At 51.6% G+C, this 16580-nt stretch carries 14 protein-coding genes; 6 read left to right on the top strand and 8 right to left on the bottom strand.

The genetic code is table 11. The features are described from left to right. Positions 1–280: 280 nt before the first annotated feature. Genes zwf through AC5E51_RS01685 form a run of 5 tightly spaced genes read left to right on the top strand, consistent with a single transcriptional unit; the run spans position 281 to position 6677 of the window. Positions 281–1738, top strand: a complete 1458-nt coding sequence (gene zwf / locus AC5E51_RS01705; protein ID WP_297532061.1) for a glucose-6-phosphate dehydrogenase — start codon at positions 281–283, stop codon at positions 1736–1738. A gap of 32 nt (positions 1739–1770) precedes the next feature. Next, a complete protein-coding gene (pgl, locus tag AC5E51_RS01700; RefSeq protein ID WP_068440872.1) occupies positions 1771–2472 on the top strand; it encodes a 6-phosphogluconolactonase in 702 nt (233 codons plus the stop codon). Further along, positions 2472–4298 carry a phosphogluconate dehydratase gene (gene edd, locus AC5E51_RS01695; protein WP_491778005.1) on the top strand — a complete coding sequence of 609 codons (1827 nt, stop codon included), beginning with the start codon at positions 2472–2474 and terminating at the stop codon, positions 4296–4298. The genes pgl and edd overlap by 1 nt, the downstream gene beginning before the upstream one ends. 18 nt (positions 4299–4316) lie before the next feature. After that, positions 4317–4925 (top strand): bifunctional 4-hydroxy-2-oxoglutarate aldolase/2-dehydro-3-deoxy-phosphogluconate aldolase, encoded by a 609-nt coding sequence (gene eda / locus AC5E51_RS01690; RefSeq protein ID WP_076516151.1) that lies wholly within the window; start codon positions 4317–4319, stop codon positions 4923–4925. A 9-nt stretch (positions 4926–4934) separates the two neighbouring features. Then, positions 4935–6677, top strand: coding sequence for a sugar phosphorylase (locus AC5E51_RS01685; RefSeq protein ID WP_491778004.1), 1743 nt, complete (start codon positions 4935–4937; stop codon positions 6675–6677). Between the two features lie 52 nt (positions 6678–6729). Here the strand turns inward: AC5E51_RS01685 and AC5E51_RS01680 are convergent, their stop codons facing one another. From AC5E51_RS01680 to AC5E51_RS01670, 3 genes are read right to left on the bottom strand one after another with little or no spacing between them, the layout of a single operon-like run. Beyond that, on the bottom strand, positions 6730–7956 hold the full coding sequence (locus tag AC5E51_RS01680; protein ID WP_076516155.1) for a glycosyltransferase family protein: 1227 nt from the start codon (positions 7954–7956) through the stop codon (positions 6730–6732). After that, positions 7949–8764: an HAD-IIB family hydrolase gene (locus AC5E51_RS01675; RefSeq protein ID WP_491778003.1), complete on the bottom strand. Its 816-nt coding sequence runs from the start codon at positions 8762–8764 to the stop codon at positions 7949–7951. The genes AC5E51_RS01680 and AC5E51_RS01675 overlap by 8 nt, the downstream gene beginning before the upstream one ends. Beyond that, the gene (locus AC5E51_RS01670) at positions 8764–9699 is read right to left on the bottom strand and encodes a hypothetical protein (RefSeq protein WP_491221714.1); all 936 of its coding nucleotides are present in this window, start codon (positions 9697–9699) and stop codon (positions 8764–8766) included. The genes AC5E51_RS01675 and AC5E51_RS01670 overlap by 1 nt, the downstream gene beginning before the upstream one ends. 204 nt (positions 9700–9903) lie before the next feature. On the opposite strand from AC5E51_RS01670, the gene AC5E51_RS01665 reads away from it, so the two are divergent. Continuing rightward, complete coding sequence (locus AC5E51_RS01665; protein WP_491778002.1) at positions 9904–10752, top strand: prephenate dehydratase; 849 nt, start codon at positions 9904–9906, stop codon at positions 10750–10752. Between the two features lie 2 nt (positions 10753–10754). Here AC5E51_RS01665 and AC5E51_RS01660 read toward each other — a convergent pair whose 3' ends face one another. The 5 genes from AC5E51_RS01660 to AC5E51_RS01640 all read right to left on the bottom strand — a co-directional run bounded on the left by AC5E51_RS01660 (position 10755) and on the right by AC5E51_RS01640 (position 16520). Beyond that, on the bottom strand, positions 10755–13436 hold the full coding sequence (locus tag AC5E51_RS01660) for an ATP-binding protein (protein ID WP_491778001.1): 2682 nt from the start codon (positions 13434–13436) through the stop codon (positions 10755–10757). 73 nt (positions 13437–13509) lie between these two features. Beyond that, positions 13510–14472 carry an AraC family transcriptional regulator gene (locus AC5E51_RS01655; RefSeq protein WP_297532045.1) on the bottom strand — a complete coding sequence of 321 codons (963 nt, stop codon included), beginning with the start codon at positions 14470–14472 and terminating at the stop codon, positions 13510–13512. 85 nt (positions 14473–14557) lie between these two features. Beyond that, positions 14558–15499 (bottom strand): GGDEF domain-containing protein, encoded by a 942-nt coding sequence (locus AC5E51_RS01650; protein WP_068440901.1) that lies wholly within the window; start codon positions 15497–15499, stop codon positions 14558–14560. A gap of 33 nt (positions 15500–15532) precedes the next feature. Continuing rightward, positions 15533–16144, bottom strand: coding sequence for a hypothetical protein (locus tag AC5E51_RS01645; RefSeq protein ID WP_068440904.1), 612 nt, complete (start codon positions 16142–16144; stop codon positions 15533–15535). Between the two features lies 1 nt (position 16145). After that, positions 16146–16520 carry a response regulator gene (locus AC5E51_RS01640; protein WP_068440908.1) on the bottom strand — a complete coding sequence of 125 codons (375 nt, stop codon included), beginning with the start codon at positions 16518–16520 and terminating at the stop codon, positions 16146–16148. Positions 16521–16580 lie beyond the last annotated feature (60 nt).

Genomic DNA, 16580 nt, shown 5'->3' with positions numbered 1-16580 from the left:
GGGCAGATTATGGCAGATTTGTTACCGTTTTGCGTCACCCTGCAGTATCGCCCTGATTTTTTATCGAGCACGGAAACGCTCGTCCTGAATCAGAATGGTGCAAGTATGATGCCGACGGTATGGAACGTGCTTGTTATCAAGGAGGAGTTAGTCTGAACCTTTGAGGCAATCCGCATGAGGGCTCAGTGGGAACAGCTGGACTTCAACTATTGATTGGAAGGTAAGTGGAAGCCGTGAGAGGATGAAGCTACGCCCCAAAATGAATCACCGGAGGTAATGAATGCACATTGATGCACCGTTTGAACTGGTTCTGTTCGGTGGGTTGGGAGATCTGGCCTTACGAAAGCTGATGCCCGCTTTGTTTTTACTGGACAGAGATGGTCGTCTTCCGGACGGGGCTATTTATGCCGTGACCCGCCGTGAGATGGACAGAAACGAGTTCGTGGGTAAGATCGAAAGCTCGGTTAAGTCGCATGTGCCCTCTAATTATCTCGAAAGAGAGCCTCTCGATCGCTTTCTCAACAAAGTACACTGCCTGACTCATGACGTGAACGATCACCAGGGATACAAGAATCTGAGTAAGACCCTGTCTTCCGATGACATCAACCGGTTGTATTACATGGCGACCGGTTCTGATCTTTACACGCCAGTATGTAAGGGACTGCATGACGCTGGCCTGATACAGAGTCAGAGCAAGATCGTTCTGGAGAAACCGATCGGTCACGACCTTGATACTGCGCAGGCGATCAATGACACCGTAGCTGAGTACTTCAAAGAAAAGCAGATCTACCGTATCGACCACTACCTCGGAAAAGAAACGGTCCAGAACCTGATGGTGCTGAGATTTGCGAATTCGCTGTTTGAGTCGCAGTGGAACCAGAATTACATCGACCATATCCAGATTACGATTTCTGAGCAACTTGGTGTTGAGCAGCGCGCGGGCTTCTACGAGCATGTCGGGGCAATGCGGGATATGTTTCAGAATCACTTGCTGCAACTGTTATGTATCACCGCAATGGAGCCGCCGGCCAAGCTTGAGCCAGACGCCGTCCGTGACGAGAAAGTAAAAGTACTGAAGGCGCTCAAGCCGATTACAGGTACCGCGATTAATGAGAATGTGGTGAGAGGTCAGTACGATTCTGGTGTCGCGGAGGGGAAACCCGTTCCACGCTACCGTGATGAACCCGGTGTGCATCACAAGTCTCTGACTGAAACCTTTATTTCAGCGAAGGTAGAGATCGACAACTGGCGCTGGGCCGGGGTGCCTTTTTATCTTCGTACCGGTAAGCGCCTGGCTGAGCGTGCCTGCGAGATCGTAGTGCAGTTTAAAGAAATTCCACACTCGATTTTTCCGCTGCAGCATAAAAATACCATGGCCAATAAACTGATATTCAGACTTCAGCCGGATGAGGGGGTGCGGCTGATGTTGTGTGAAAAGCGTGTTGGCCCAGGTATGAATGTTCGCCCGATGAATCTCAGCCTGAATCCATCGAATCAGCGACAGACCCGCGTCCCGGAGGCTTATGAACGACTCCTTTTTGATGCGCTTAGCGGAAACGCTACCTTGTTTTTACGGGATGATGAATTGCTGGAAGCCTGGCGCTGGGTGGACCCGATTATTAAACACTGGGAAGAGCAGGAGCAACGTCCAGAACCTTATACCGCAGGTAGCTGGGGCCCAGCGGCCGCTACTCTGTTACTCGCACGCGATGGTCGCTTGTGGGATGAGAACAGTTGAGTTCGTCGATAATAATAATGGAGATACGATAAATGACAGACAACAGATTTAAATCAGCAGATGCACTGGCTCGCCAGCTGGCTGATGACCTCGCAGGAAAAATGCGTGAAGCGATTGAGGCGCGTGGTCGCGTGTGTATTGCAGTAAGCGGTGGGTCAACGCCGGTACGTTTTCTTGAAGAACTTTCAAAGCGAAAGCTGGACTGGAGTAAAGTACGTATCACTCTCGTTGATGAGCGCTGGGTACCTTTGGATGACGCGGCAAGTAACGCTGCGCTGGTGCGTCGCCACCTGCTGCAGAACGAAGCAGAACAAGCGTATTTTCTGCCATTAAAAAATGCTGCAACTAATCCTGTCGACGGTTTTATGGAGTGTGAAAACAGCCTTCACGAATTAATGGTCAGGCTCGATTTTGCCGTTCTCGGTATGGGCAATGATGGCCATACTGCGTCCTGGTTTCCAGGTTCTGCAGCGCTACCTAAGTGCCTTGATGAAGGAAATGCAGCCTGGTGTTGCCCAGTCACTGATGAACCCGTGGACCTGCCGCGCATGACGCTGACCTGGGGGCTTCTGTCTAATTGCCGTCATCTGTACCTTCATTTTGAGGGGGATGAAAAAAATCGTGTTTATGCCCAGGCTCAGAAAGAGGATGAGCGGCAGAACATCAGCGCGATGCCGATCCGTACCGTGCTGTACCAGTCTCAGGTTCCATTAAGTATTTTCCGGAGCGAGTAATGACGCATCGCATTATTGAAGACGTTACAGAAAAAATTCGTCAGCGAAGTCTCGATACGAGAGCCAGGTATCTGTCTCAGATGGAAGACGCTGCGCAGCAGGGGCCGGTGAGAACAGCTTTAAGCTGTACGAATCTGGCGCATGATTATGCTTCTGCCAGTGACGATGAAAAAATGATTCTGACGAGCAGCAGTCGCGGCGCTAACGTTGCCATCATTAATGCGTACAACGATGTGCTTTCGGCACACGCACCTTATCGCCACTATCCCGAAAAATTGAAAACTTATCTGGCAGAAAAGCATCACGTCGCGCAGGTTGCAGGCGGAGTTCCGGCAATGTGCGATGGTGTTACTCAAGGTCAGACCGGGATGGAAATGTCTTTGTTCAGCCGTGATGTGATCGCCATGAGCACTGCGGTTGCACTGTCACATCAAGTATTTGATGGCAGTCTGATGCTGGGCATCTGTGACAAAATTGTTCCGGGGCTGTTGATGGCGGCACTGCGTTTTGGCCATTTACCCGCGGTATTTGTTCCGTCTGGCCCGATGCACAGTGGTATCAGCAATTCGGATAAAGCCAAGACCCGCCAGGCATACGCCCGGGGGGATGTTGGCGAGGCCGAGCTACTCAAAAGCGAAATGGGGTCCTACCACAGCGAAGGCACCTGTACCTTTTACGGTACCGCGAATTCCAACCAGATGCTGATGGAGATCATGGGGTTGCAGTTACCCGGATCGTCTTTTGTCAGCCCGAACGGCCCATTAAGAGATGCCCTGACCCGGGCCGCAGCGCATCAGTTGGCTGAAATCACCGCCTTGGAACCCGGCTATATGCCGATCGCCAGAATCGTTGATGAGAAAGTCATGGTGAATGCCATGGTGGGTCTGCTGGCGACCGGTGGTTCTACGAATCACAGCATCCATCTCGTCGCCATTGCCCGAATGGCCGGCATTGTTATCGACTGGCAGGACATGGCGGAGCTGTCCGATGTTGTGCCATTACTGACCCGTATGTACCCCAATGGCAGCGCCGACGTGAATGCGTTCGAGGTGGCGGGTGGTATGCCTTTCCTGATCAGAGAACTGCTCGATGCGGGGCTCCTACATGAAGACGTGAATACTATCCTGGGTGAAGGTTTACGCCAGTGGTGCAGAAAGCCTGTGCTTGATGCTTCCGGTGAACTTGCCTGGACGAACGTGGCCGCTGAGTCTGCAGACCTGTCTGTGTTGGCACCTGCGCACGCGCCGTTTCTGCGAGAGGGGGGCATGAAGCTAGTGAGTGGAAACCTTGGGCGCGCCGTCATGAAGGTTTCTGCAGTGCCTGATGACCGCTGGGTCATTGAAGCCCCGGCGCGTGTCTTTCTGGACCAGCAAGAGGTACTGGCGGCGTATCAGGCTGGCGAGCTGAATCAGGACGTGATTGTCGTGGTGAAGGGGCAGGGGCCAAGGGCGAACGGGATGCCAGAACTGCATCAACTGACCCCAGCATTGACCAACCTGCAGGAAGCAGGATATCGGGTCGCACTGGTGACTGATGGCCGCCTTTCCGGGGCATCAGGAAAAGTGCCGGCAGCGATACACCTCAGCCCTGAGGCTTTGGTTGATGGCCCACTTCACTATATTGAAGACGGTGACATCATTCTCCTGGATGGACATGCCGGCACGCTCGAGGTTGCGACAGAAGGATTTGAAAATCGCCTGAAAGAAACAAGAGAGGCGCTTGATGTGAGTGCTTCGTCGCACGGTGTCGGGCGCGAACTATTTGCCGGATTCAGAACGTTGGCAGGGCCAGCGGATGAAGGTGCAATCAGTCTTGGAGGCGTGTGATTATGGAGGGTGATAAGTATGTGGGATGAGTGGCTTACAAAATCAAAGCCTGTAATGCCGGTGATTGTCATTGATGATATTGATACCGCTGTACCTATGGCACAGGCGCTTGTTGCCGGCGGTGTGAAATTGCTTGAAGTAACCTTGCGGACGCCGGCAGCTCTGGCCGCTATCAGTGAAATCAGCCGTAACGTGCCAGAGGCGATTATCGGTGTCGGCACCGTTACGTCGCCAGATCAGTTACACGCTGCACTGAATCGGGGCGCGCAATTCGCTGTGAGTCCGGGGTTTACGCCGAATTTGCTGGCCGCTGCATCGGAATGGGGGGGGCCTTTCCTACCCGGTGTGGCGACCCCGAGTGAAGTTATGCAGGCACGCGAAGCCGGCTTCACAAAAATGAAATTCTTTCCTGCGGTTCCAAGTGGCGGTCGCTCTATGCTGAAAGCCATAGGAGCCCCCATGCCTGAGGTCAGCTTCTGTCCTACAGGTGGAATCAGCGCTGAGACGTACCACGACTTCCTTGCACTGGATAACGTGTTTGCCGTGGGAGGTAGCTGGTTAACCCCTCCTGATCTGATGTCGGCACGGAACTGGCAAGCGATAAAAGACCTGGCTTCAGATATTTAAGGGAAACGCATGACTCAGGCGGCACTGGATCAATTTACCCAACGTGTTACAGAGATATATGGTGACGCGCAGAACAACCAACAGATCGCACGGGAAATTCTGACTATTTGTCAGTGTTTTGCAGATAAAACATCCCGCAGCGTGCTCGAAGTACCTACCGCGACCGGGCATAAACGTTGGTCAGAAGAAGACGTCATTCTCATTACCTATGGTAATAGCGTTCAGACCGCCGATGAAATGCCGTTGAAAACGCTCTCCGATTTTCTTAAAGAGCGACTCGCCGACGTTATAAATTCGGTCCATATTCTGCCGTTTTTTCCGTACAGCTCTGACGATGGTTTTTCTGTTATTGATTATCGTCAGGTACATCCAGATTGGGGAACATGGGAGGACGTTGCCTCGATCGCTGATAATTTTGATCTGATGATTGATCTGGTGATCAATCATTGCTCGCGCGAAAACCTGTGGTTTATTGATTACATCGGTAACCGGGAACCCTACACAGATTATTTTATTGAAGTTGACCCGGCCACGGATGTCTCACTGGTAACTCGGCCCCGCAACACATCATTGTTGACGCCCGTGCACACGCACCGTGGGATTCGTCATGTCTGGGCGACATTCTCTGAAGATCAGATTGACCTTAATTTTGCAAACCCCGAGGTCCTTTTCGAGTTTGTTAAAATCTACCTGTTTTATATCGAGCAGGGCGCGCGCTTTATCCGCCTCGATGCCGTGGCATTTTTATGGAAGCAGTTAGGCACGACCTGTCTGCACCTCAGTCAAACGCACGCTGCGGTAAAATTACTACGTGATATCGTGAATTTCGTTGCACCGGAAGTCGTCGTTATTACAGAAACCAACGTGCCGGTAAAAGAAAATCTGAGCTACTTCGGTAATTCAGACGAAGCTCATATGGTCTACCAGTTTGGATTACCGCCACTGGTGCTGCACGCATTAAACCGCGGTAATGCCTCCTTTCTGAGTGACTGGGCTGATGCGATTCCACCTCTCCCTGAGGGCTGTAGTTACCTGAATTTTACAGCGTCTCATGATGGTATTGGTGTCCGTCCTGTCGAAGGCTTGCTACCTGAGCGGGAAGTTCAGGATCTGATCGACTCTATGCACCGCTTCGGCGGATTCGTAAGCATGAAGGCCAATAGCGACGGCTCCGAAAGCCCATATGAAATAAATATCACCTTGTTCGATGCCTGCATGGGAACCCGTCGTGGCCCGGATCATCATCAAGTACAGCGATTCCTGTGTTCTCAGGCAATAATGCTGGCCATGCAGGGGATTCCCGCGGTCTATATTCACAGTCTGACGGCATCGCCAAATGATCTGGAGCATGTTGAACAGACGGGTAGAACACGCTCGATTAATCGCCGCATCTGGGAAGAAAATGAGCTGGAATATCTGCTCTCAAATCCAGTGACGCCTCAGGCCGAAGTCTTTACCGAGCTGACCCGGATGCTGAGAATTCGCCGGGCCCAGCCAGCCTTCAGCCCGGATGCCCGCCAGGACGTGGTCAAAATTAATACCGACCTCTTTATTCTCAAGCGCACCAGCGAAGATAACAGTCAGCGTATATTCGCAATTTCCAACGTGACCGAGCGTATTCTGAAACTACCTCTGGCTACGCTGGGTTTTCTTGAAAATGGCTTGTCTGATTTGCTTGCTCATGAAAGGCGGATAGTCGAAGACGAGCTCGTGTTATACCCGTATCAGACGGTGTGGCTATCAAATACCTGATAAAAAGCCCCGAATTTCGGGGCTTTTTATTGCGCTCGTGATATCAACTGAATCAGATATCGCCAAACTCACTGTTGTCTGCTTCAACTGCTTCATAGAGGCGGTCGAGAATATCAGGCACAGCGGAAATCACGCGGTTCCAGCTAGGAATAAATGGTGTCTCCATTGGGTTCGCCAAAAAGTGCTCACCGGCATTCATGATATTTTCAGCAAACAGCTCGACGGCTTTTTCTTCTGAGTGACGATCCAGTTCGAGGCCGTTCATTCGTGCATCATTGTGATAGGTTTCAATGAAGTCGAGTGCAACACGGAAATAGGTCGCTTTAATTGTACGGAAGGTTTCGGTTGTGAAAACTTCGCCCTGGGTTGCCAGCTTACGGAAGATAGCTTTACAGATGTCTGTGCTCATCTTCGATAGACCTGCGCTTGCATCCGCTTCTGACAGAGGCTGGTGTTTATGGTCGTAAACATCTGCAATATCGACCTGGCAGATACGATTGGTTGCATAGTTACGTTTCATTTCTGACAGAACACCGATCTCGAGACCCCAGTCGCTCGGTATGCGAATATCATTGAGCGCATCTGCGCGCATAGAAAATTCACCGGAAAGTGGGTAGCGGAAGCTGTCCAGGTACTCAAGAAAATCGAGTGAGCCATAGACTTTCTTGAGAGCGCGAAGCAGGGGCGTTACCAGCAACCGGCTGACTCGACCATTCATTTTTTGCTCAGCAATGCGTGTGTAGTAACCCTTACCAAAGACGTAATTAAAACCAGGGTGAGCAACTGGATAAATCAGGCGTGCCAGCAAGCTACGGTCGTAGGTAACAATATCGCAGTCATGAAGCGCAACAGACTCTGCGCGGCCACTGGCAAGAACGTAGCCATAGCAGTACCAGACGTTGCGACCTTTACCCATTTCGGTGGGGGAGAGGCCTTTCTCTGCCAGCATTTCATCCAGCTTGCGTAGACGTGGGCCATCGTTCCAGAGGATGCGGTGGTGCTGTGGTAACTTGGAGAAGAATTTCTGAGCAAATTCATATTGAGATTGATCTGCGCGGTCGAGGCCAATCACGATCTCATTCAGGTAAGGCACCTGGGCGACTTCATCGATAATGTTGGATAGCGCAGGGCCCTCAAGTTCCGAGAACAGGGATGGCAGAACCAGCGACATAGGCCGCAGGCGTGAGAAGCTCATCAGTTCGCGTTCAAGGTCTTCCACCGGACGGTCGGTCAGGTTATGTAGCGTGGTTACAATGCCGTTCTGATAAAAATCAGCCACCGCAATTCTCCTTAAGCAGTTTTTCTAACAATGGTAGTAAGGTGTTATTCCAGCCCTTAGGGCCCTTAAATTCAGCGGTCTGAGCTTCAGGGTTATTCAGCTCAAGAGTATCGGATTCGCCCGGTATCACAACCGGGTAGTCCGAGGCTTCGAGCATGGCACGGTCATTCTCCCCATCGCCGAGTGAAATCACCAAAGGAGCTTCGTTGAGCCCCCAGTGTTGACGATAGAAGTCTTTAAAAAAAGTAACGGCAGACGCTTTATCAGCATCGCCCATCACATGATAGAAACGGCCGCCTTTGAGTAGCCTCAGGCCGTGTGCCAGCAATGCTTCGCGGAATACAGTAATTTCGGATTTTTCGCCGCGCCAGAGCAGAGGTTCGGTGGCTGCTCGCTGGCGTGCGTGGTGCGCGTCATCGATCGACAACCCTGTAATGGCTGCGACTTCGGTGTCCGTCATATCGTTGAAACCACGGAAATTAAATCCGTCTTTGCGCAACTGATTGAGCACTTTCAGTATATCTGCGTAACCTGCGCCGGGGAGTTCACAATGCCATTTGTCATCGCTGTCTACGTAGTAGATAGCGCCACCGTTCTCGCACACATAGGGAGATGTATTAGCCAGCTGACGCCGTAACTGAATTACTTCTGGCTGCGTTTTACTGGTATTGAATATCAGCGGAATATGGTGCTGTTGAAGAAAATTCAGAGCTTCACGTGCGGCTGATGTGCTGTAGTCGTGGTGGTCGAGGAGAGTCCCATCCAGATCAGTCAGGACAATAACAGGTAATGTAGGAATTGAACTCATTAGGTTGGGCTTCCCGGTTGGACGTCGGCAACTTTGTGCGCGTCGTTAATCACGAGTACCAGATTGGCAATATCCGGCAGTCGGGTCAACGCCTGTTGGGTCAGTCGCTCATAATGTTGTATGAAGCGCCTGATGCCAGCGTCATCAAGACTGCGGTCAGTTCCGCCTTTCGCCATTTTTTTATTGCCGACTTCCTGTTCAGTGCGCCACCGTTGGACAGCACTCATGTCAGGGACTTTGAGCATCAGCAAGTAATCAATCATGCTGAACCAGGTCTTATAATCACCAGCGAGTTGCTGGTTTACCCAGCCGCGCCAGGTGCCATCCGGATCTTCATTTGCTTCAAGATCATTAATGGGAGCAGTGAGCAGTGCATCATCAACCGACTGACAACCCACGCACCAGCCTTCGAACAGAATGGCATCAACAGGGCCTTTGACGGTGTGCCATTCTGACTCGGGCAGGCGGTCATCACTGGCTTTGTCGAACGCTGGTATCTGGCAGTGTGCTCCCGCATCCAGTGAGCGTAAGGTTTCAAACAAGCTTATGCCGCGCTCGACTTCATGGGTGCCCGGAACGCCACGCGTCTGCAGAAGTGGGTGAATCGTCTTGCTAAGATTCTTACGGTCGGCGTGACTGAGATACAGATCATCAATGGATACCACCACCACATTCCAGCCGAAAGCCTGCTTATAGATGTCTTTCAATGCGAGAGACAGGGTGCTTTTTCCTGATCCCTGGCCGCCATGAACTCCGATAACAGGTGGGACGTCAGAGGACTTGATTGTCTCTGCAAGATACGCCGCCAGTGGTGCCCAGACATCCTCCCACTGAGCGTGCCAGCCGGAAGGAATTCGTGCATCACGCGGCGGATACTGCTGTATTGTCCGCAGCGTTTCGCCATCGGGTTGCAGTGAAGCGGGCCATCCGGGCATAGCGAGACTCCGAGGTTATTTTTTTCATTGTCTGAATTGTTTGCACGCACTATGCCACTTACGAGGGCGCTGAGATACACTGGCGCAATCAGGCGTCGTACGCGGCTTCCGGAGCAAAGCGGGATGACGGTGTTTGGTTTCTGTGCATTGTTTTGGTGCATTCGTTAGGTTTGATTTTAGGGTGCACAGTTTTGGGGCGTAGTTATGAGTAGAGTGGCATATCAGGGGACAGCAGGGGCTTATTCGCACCTTGCCTGCACTAAGGTCTTTCCGGATTGGGAGCACCTCGCCTGCGACGATTTTATCGGTGCTCTTGATCTCGTAAGTAATGGATTTGCCGACCGGGCAATGATTCCGTTAGAAAATTCCACTGCGGGCCGTGTAGAAGAGATATACCGCCTGATTCCGAGAACTCAGCTGTTCGTGATTGCGGAGCATTTCGAACCAGTAAACCATTGTTTGCTGGCACTTCCTGGATCATCACTTGAACAACTCAAGCGCGTTCGCTCACATCCGCAGGCATTGGCTCAGTGTCATCAGCGAATGATTAATCTGGGGCTGAAGCAAGAGGCAGCAGTGGATACTGCCATGTCTGCGAAAGGTCTGGCTGAACAAGGCGATCTCAGTGTTGGTGCTATTGCGTCTTCTCTCGCAGCGGAACTTTATGGGTTGCACATCCTGCATGAAAATTTTCAGGACGTTATGGGGAATACCACACGCTTTCTTGTGTTTTCCAGGGAAGCCGAGCACCAGCACTACGATGCAGAAAAGAGATATATGACAAGTTTACTCTTTTCCGTGCGCAATATTCCTGCTGCTTTGTACAAGGCACTGGGCGGCTTTGCGACCAATGGCGTGAATATGGTGAAGTTGGAGAGTTATATGGATGGTGGCACGATGGAGGCCAGCCATTTCCACCTGGATATCTACGGGCATCCGGATCAGCTGCCTGTAGCGAATGCTCTTGAAGAGTTACGCTATTTTGCCCGGGATGTTCGCGTGCTGGGCAGTTACCCTATGCATACGTATCGCAAATCGGCAGCGTTTGTATAAGTTTATTCCGTTTCAGGTAGCCAGATACTGAACAGGTTACTGAGCGTACTCTTACGAATCGGTTTAGTGACCAGATCATCCATGCCCGCCTGACGGGCCATCTGTTCGAACTCACCGCCAAGGTGTGCCGTCAGGGCAATAATTGGGGTGCGGCGGTTAATATTGTTTGCATCGCTGTCCTGCAGACGACGGATTTCGCGGCAGGCGTCATAACCGTCCATGACCGGCATTTCGCAATCCATCAGAATAAGATCCGCTTGCTCAGGACGTTTACCGTAAGCCGCAAGAATCTGGGCTCCGTTAGAGAACACCTCACATTCCATATTCAGATGGCGGAGCATTCCCGAGATTACTTTCTGATTGACGATATTATCTTCTGCCACCCAGATCGTGCCTCTGCGATACCCGGTGACAGCCTCTGTTGACTCTGTCTGGACCTGAATCAGGTTAGATATCTGATGCAGAAGAACATGAGAACGAAGAGGACGCTCGCTCTGGCGTTCAACACCAATACGTGGCCAGTAGTCGTCAACAACACAAATGAGGTTTTCAGGGATGGTTTTATCGGCTGGCAGTGCATCGACGATCATGCAGTCCAGAGGTGTGTGGAAACGACTGGTGACTTCCTCCAGACCAAGGCGGGCAGTGATCATTTTGACGAAGCGTCGCTCGACAGGGTTCGATAATTCGATAAAACATGTGCGGCCAGACAGATCTGGTATTGCTTGAGGTGACCCAGGAGCAACATCGGGCAGTCTGACAGTGAATGCAGAGCCAGCACCCGGGGAGCTGCTCACTGAGATCTCTCCCCCGAGTAAATGAGTCAGTTTCTGGCTGATGGTCAGCCCAAGACCTGTACCGCCATAATATTTGCTCGTGGTTGGTGTCGCTTGTGTGAAGCTGTGAAACAGGCGGCCCCGTTGCTCCTCTGAAATACCAATGCCGGTATCAATGACATGGATCTGAAGTTCGGGCTCCCGCCACTCCAGTCGGACTTCAACCTGTCCCTGATCGGTAAATTTAACGGCATTATTGATCAGGTTATTGAGCACTTGCCTGAGTCGCATCTCATCCGTACTGATTGTTGTGTACAGCGGTGTGCCTAAATCAGCGGTTAAGGTCAGTCGTTTATCCAGTGCCTTCTGGCTGTGTAGCATCAGACACTCATTGATTAAGGGGGCCAGCTCAACCTGTCGACGCTCAATGATCATTTTTCCGGATTCAATTTTAGAGAGATCCAACACATCATTGAGAAGCGAAAGAAGATTCTCACCTGAGCTGGCGATGGTACTGATATAGCGTTTTTGTTGGTTGTCGAGACGTGTGTGCTGCAGTAATTCAACCATGCCAAGCACGCCATTCAGCGGTGTCCGGATTTCGTGGCTCATCATGGCCAGAAACGCAGACTTGGCATTCGCTTCCGCATCTTTTTCTGCCAGAGAAGCCTCTGATTGACGCAGTTTTTCTTCACTTTGAAGTGAGCGTTTTCGTGCAGCAATAATGTCTTTGCGTGCACGAATCTGTTCAAGCCGCTGCTCATACAGGCGCAGAACAATCGCCAGGCTATGAATAGCAATCAGGCTTACGCCACCGATGTGTGCGGCATATGCAATGATGTCATTGGTAGGAATAATGCTCTGACGGGCCAGGCTGTGAACAACAATAGCGATTGCGAGCGAATATACTCCCAGGGTATAGACGGCTCTGGATGCCGACGACAGTGGTTGCGACAGGCTCGCAGAAATAATCAGGAATACAGGCGTCAAAAGGGTGACAACCCTCATAATGATTGCCGTGGTGTGGACATCAGTAAACAGGGCAAAAACAGCCCCAGCGCCCGTGAGTAACACAGCGATTTTGTACACCAGCGTCAGCGCGCGTCGGTTAGGGCCAGCAACTTTCAGAAAACTCATGCTGAACAATATGATTAACAGCATGGCAAAGCAGGACGTCAGGAAACTCGACTGCTCCTCGAAACCTGCCCAGTCTGGCCACAAGTATCGGTAACCCAGTCCCGTATGTGCCCAGAAGAACAGTAGATACGTCGACACGAAGCCACAGAACAGGATCATGTAGCGTTCACGGATAACCAGATAAACCGCCAGGTTGTAAAGCAGCAGTGCGAACAGAAACCCGGTATAGAGCCCGAAATAGAGTTGTTTCTGCTGCTGGGCGTCGCGTAAGCCTGCATCTTTGAAGAGACGTAACGGGAAATTCAGCAGTACATTGTTTTCAACCCGGAGGTACAGTACATATTCGCCCGGCTGATCAAAGGGCAATTCAAAACTGAAAGACAGTTTTGCTCGCTGGGGTGCGTCTGAGTGAACCGGGTTGCCGTCTTCGGAGGAGGCGATAAGGGTTTTACCGCGGAACAGCCGCATATCAATACGTTCTATTCTCGGGTAATCCACGTCGGCGAACCAGCGCTCTCCGGTCTTGCTCACTTTGAGCGGCAGGCGATACCAGTGAGGTGGGCTTGAAACACCGGGGTTGGGCACCATCGCTCTGACCTGAGTCCAAGGCAATGAGTGTGAATGTATATCGTCCGGGCTAATCTGCTCTGATTCAGACCACTCCTGAAGAGAAGTACCCAGTAGACGTCCTTCCAGATCGTCCGTCAGCGAAAGGGCGTGGGCGGCACATGGAGTCAGAATGAAAAGAAGCAGAAGTATCCTTACCGCCACAATGAGTCTCTCGCAAATGGTCTGAGTTTAAAGTTTAGTTCCGGTGCTGTCATTGTCACTGATTGCTTTGGCCTCAACGACTGCTGTTTCTGCGCCGGAAATTCGCAGGTGAGTCTCCGGTCCAGCGGGAGAATGCTCGTGTGAAGGCACTTGTCTCCGAGAATCCTGACGCAACGGCGATATCTGCAATGCTTAACTCTGAACCTGTCAGTAAACGCTTGGCTTCCATTAAACGGACATTGTCTTTAATGGTCTGATACGTTGTTCCTTCCTGGCGAAGGCGGCGCCTCAGGGTTGCGCCAGACACAGAAAGAGTGTCGGCCATGCCGGTAAGGTCGGGCATCTGATCGCTGGCCAGGCTCATCAGTGCGTGTCGAACTTTCGCACTGGTGCTCTCGTGTGGATTAGGCCGGGCAAGAATATCAGCCGGTGAGTGTCCGAGGAATTCCTCCAGGCTTGTCGCTGATTGCACAACTGGAGCATGAATCGCCTGCAGGGGAATGGTCAGTGACAAACTATCGCAATTGAAGGTGACCGGCGTTGCGAACAAATCATCGTATAAACTAACGTGACCTGGCGGTGCATAAGGACATTCTACTTTCAATAAAGGAATGCCGCGGCCGATCAGCCAGCTACAGAAGCGGTGCCAGATGACCAGTAAAGACTCACTGAGAAAGTGATCGGGGTCGTAATCTGATTCATGGGTTATAAGGAGCCTGGCCCTGTGTTCACCTTTTTCCACGGTAATCTGTGGGGAGTGAGGTTGCAGCCTGTAAAACGAACTTGCTCTGCGAATCGCGTGTTCGAGTGTGGCACAGGTAATAATCGAACGGCCCATCATGGCAAACGTCCGGAATACAACGGGCTGAGGGTTCAGCCCCATGGCTTCATCGTTGGTCTGTCGCCAGATGGTGAGCATCAGTCGGGCGTATGATTCTGGTGCAAGAGAACCATCGGTGTTAAAAGAATCGGGCCCGATACCGGCTTCGTTCAGAATTAAGTCGCGGTCAAAGCCGTGGCGTTCTACACCTTTCAAAGGTGCATCTATGAATGCGGGTGGTATCGAAAAAGAGGCCATAACAGCAAGCAGGATCAGGAAGTCTGCTGCGTATGATAGCAGGTCACCGTTTAAACAGGGATGTGCGGTTGCGGCCGCTTTCCTTTGCGTGGTAAAGCGCTTTGTCCGCGTTGCTTAACCACTCACTGGCGCTGGGCGTATCGGCAAGGCGTTCTGCAACCCCGATGCTGGCGCTGATCGTATGCTGCGAGTTTTTTCCCAGGCTAAAAACTGAGCGACGTAATTTTTCGGCGATCTGCATGGCTTCCTCGGCCTCTTTTTCAGCAAGAATGACCGAGAATATTTCGCCACCGAATCGAGCTGCGTGCTGTTCATCGCCCAGAGTTTTTAAGCCTGCGCCGATCCGCCGTAGAATCTCATCACACTGTTGGTGACTGAGAGCATGGTTCAGGTCGCGGAAATGATCCATGTCGAGTAATAGGAGGCAGCCCTGTTTCTGACTGGCGTAATAACTTTCCAGAACAGTCAACCAGGCAGATTTGTTCATCAGACCCGTTAGTGAATCGCGGACCTGAATTTCGCTAAGGGTCTGGTTTGCCCGGGAAATATCGAGCTTACCAACGGCCGTATCTGTAACGTCGTAAATAATTACGCATAGATGATCAGCTTGGCGGGTAACGGACTCCAGTGGGATGATACTGGTGTTCTGATACATAAACTTGCTGCGGCCAGTAATCGGGCGCGAATTCCTGAAGTGGAAAAGATACGGGCGCTGCTCCCAGATGGTGAAGGTCCGGGTTTTGAGTTGGAATACTGGTTCTGCTTTCTGTTTAAACCAGGCTTCATCAAGGTCTGGAAAAAGCGAAAACAGGTTCTTGCCTTTCGCCAGCTGCGGGCTGACGCCACTGTGCCCCTCCATAAAGGCATTCCAAAGCTGAACCTCGTAATTGCGATCAAGCACGACAAGGCCGACGTCGATATTCTGAAGAATATCCATCAACCAGTGGATGTCTTTAATCGTGTCTGCCTCGCTCTTGTCGCTCATCTGTCTGGTGTCTCTCTCGGTCGGGTGCCGGTGTTAATCAAGAAGGTAATCAATCTTCTTATTCAGTGCTCGTACAGACTCCTCGGTGAATAGCAAGAGGAGCTCACACTCTATATTTACGTGCTCAATCGTATAATGGATTTCTATCGCCAGCGCTTTATCCCAGCCATTATTGCCATAGGCCACCAGATCAGCCATATCGCAGTGTTGACCGAGTACCACCGGATGCCCCTGATTAAATACGATCTCAAGCTGATCACCGATGCCATGAATACAGGCGCCGATTAACACAGAGGCGGTATCCATCAGCAGCTCTAGTTCGGCGGCCTGTGTCAGTGGGCCCGAGTACTTCATCAGAGAGGCCAGACTGGCAAACGAGGCGTCGTTGAACATCAGCATAGCTTCACCAGAGATGCCTGCGCCGATAAAACCCTGGCATACGGCTGAGACACTGTTGTCGCTGGTGGCGCCTTGCAGAGCCATATTCAGGTCACTGTTCTCAATGACGCTGATTTTTGGGATAGGAAGCACGACGTATGCATTCAGCAAGCGAGCCAGGCGATCAGCCGCCTGACCCATAGCTACGTTGGTAAGTTCCTGATAACAGTCGCGCTGGTCTTCATTAATAATCGCTGCTGCTGACATTTCAGGCTCCCGTCATAATGCCGTATTCGGTCAGCACGGAGCGCGCTTTGTCGGCATCAATCGGTTTTTTGATAAACGCCATCGCTCCCAGCTTTTTGACTCTCTCCTGGGCATCGGGCTGGATATCGCCAGAGACAACAATAACCATGGCTGGAAGGTCGTCCCGACGGATAGTTTCGAGTACACCATAGCCGTCCATGTTCGGCATAGTCAGATCGAGAAAAACGACATCACCTTTGCCTTCACGGATCGCATCGACGCCCTCGACCCCATCACCAGCAAAGTGCACCTCCACCTGCCACTCTTCAGGCAGTGCTCGCGCCATCTGTTTGCGGGCAAAACTCGAGTCGTCACAAATCAGTACATTAAGGCTCATTCCGGTTCTTCAGTTCCTGTAAGTCTGGTGAGAGGCTGCTAGTCACATAGAACGACGTCG

This window comes from Thalassolituus sp. (genome assembly GCF_984348125.1).
Note: the sequence above shows the minus strand (reverse complement) of the source record. Positions and strands in the feature narration are given on the sequence as shown.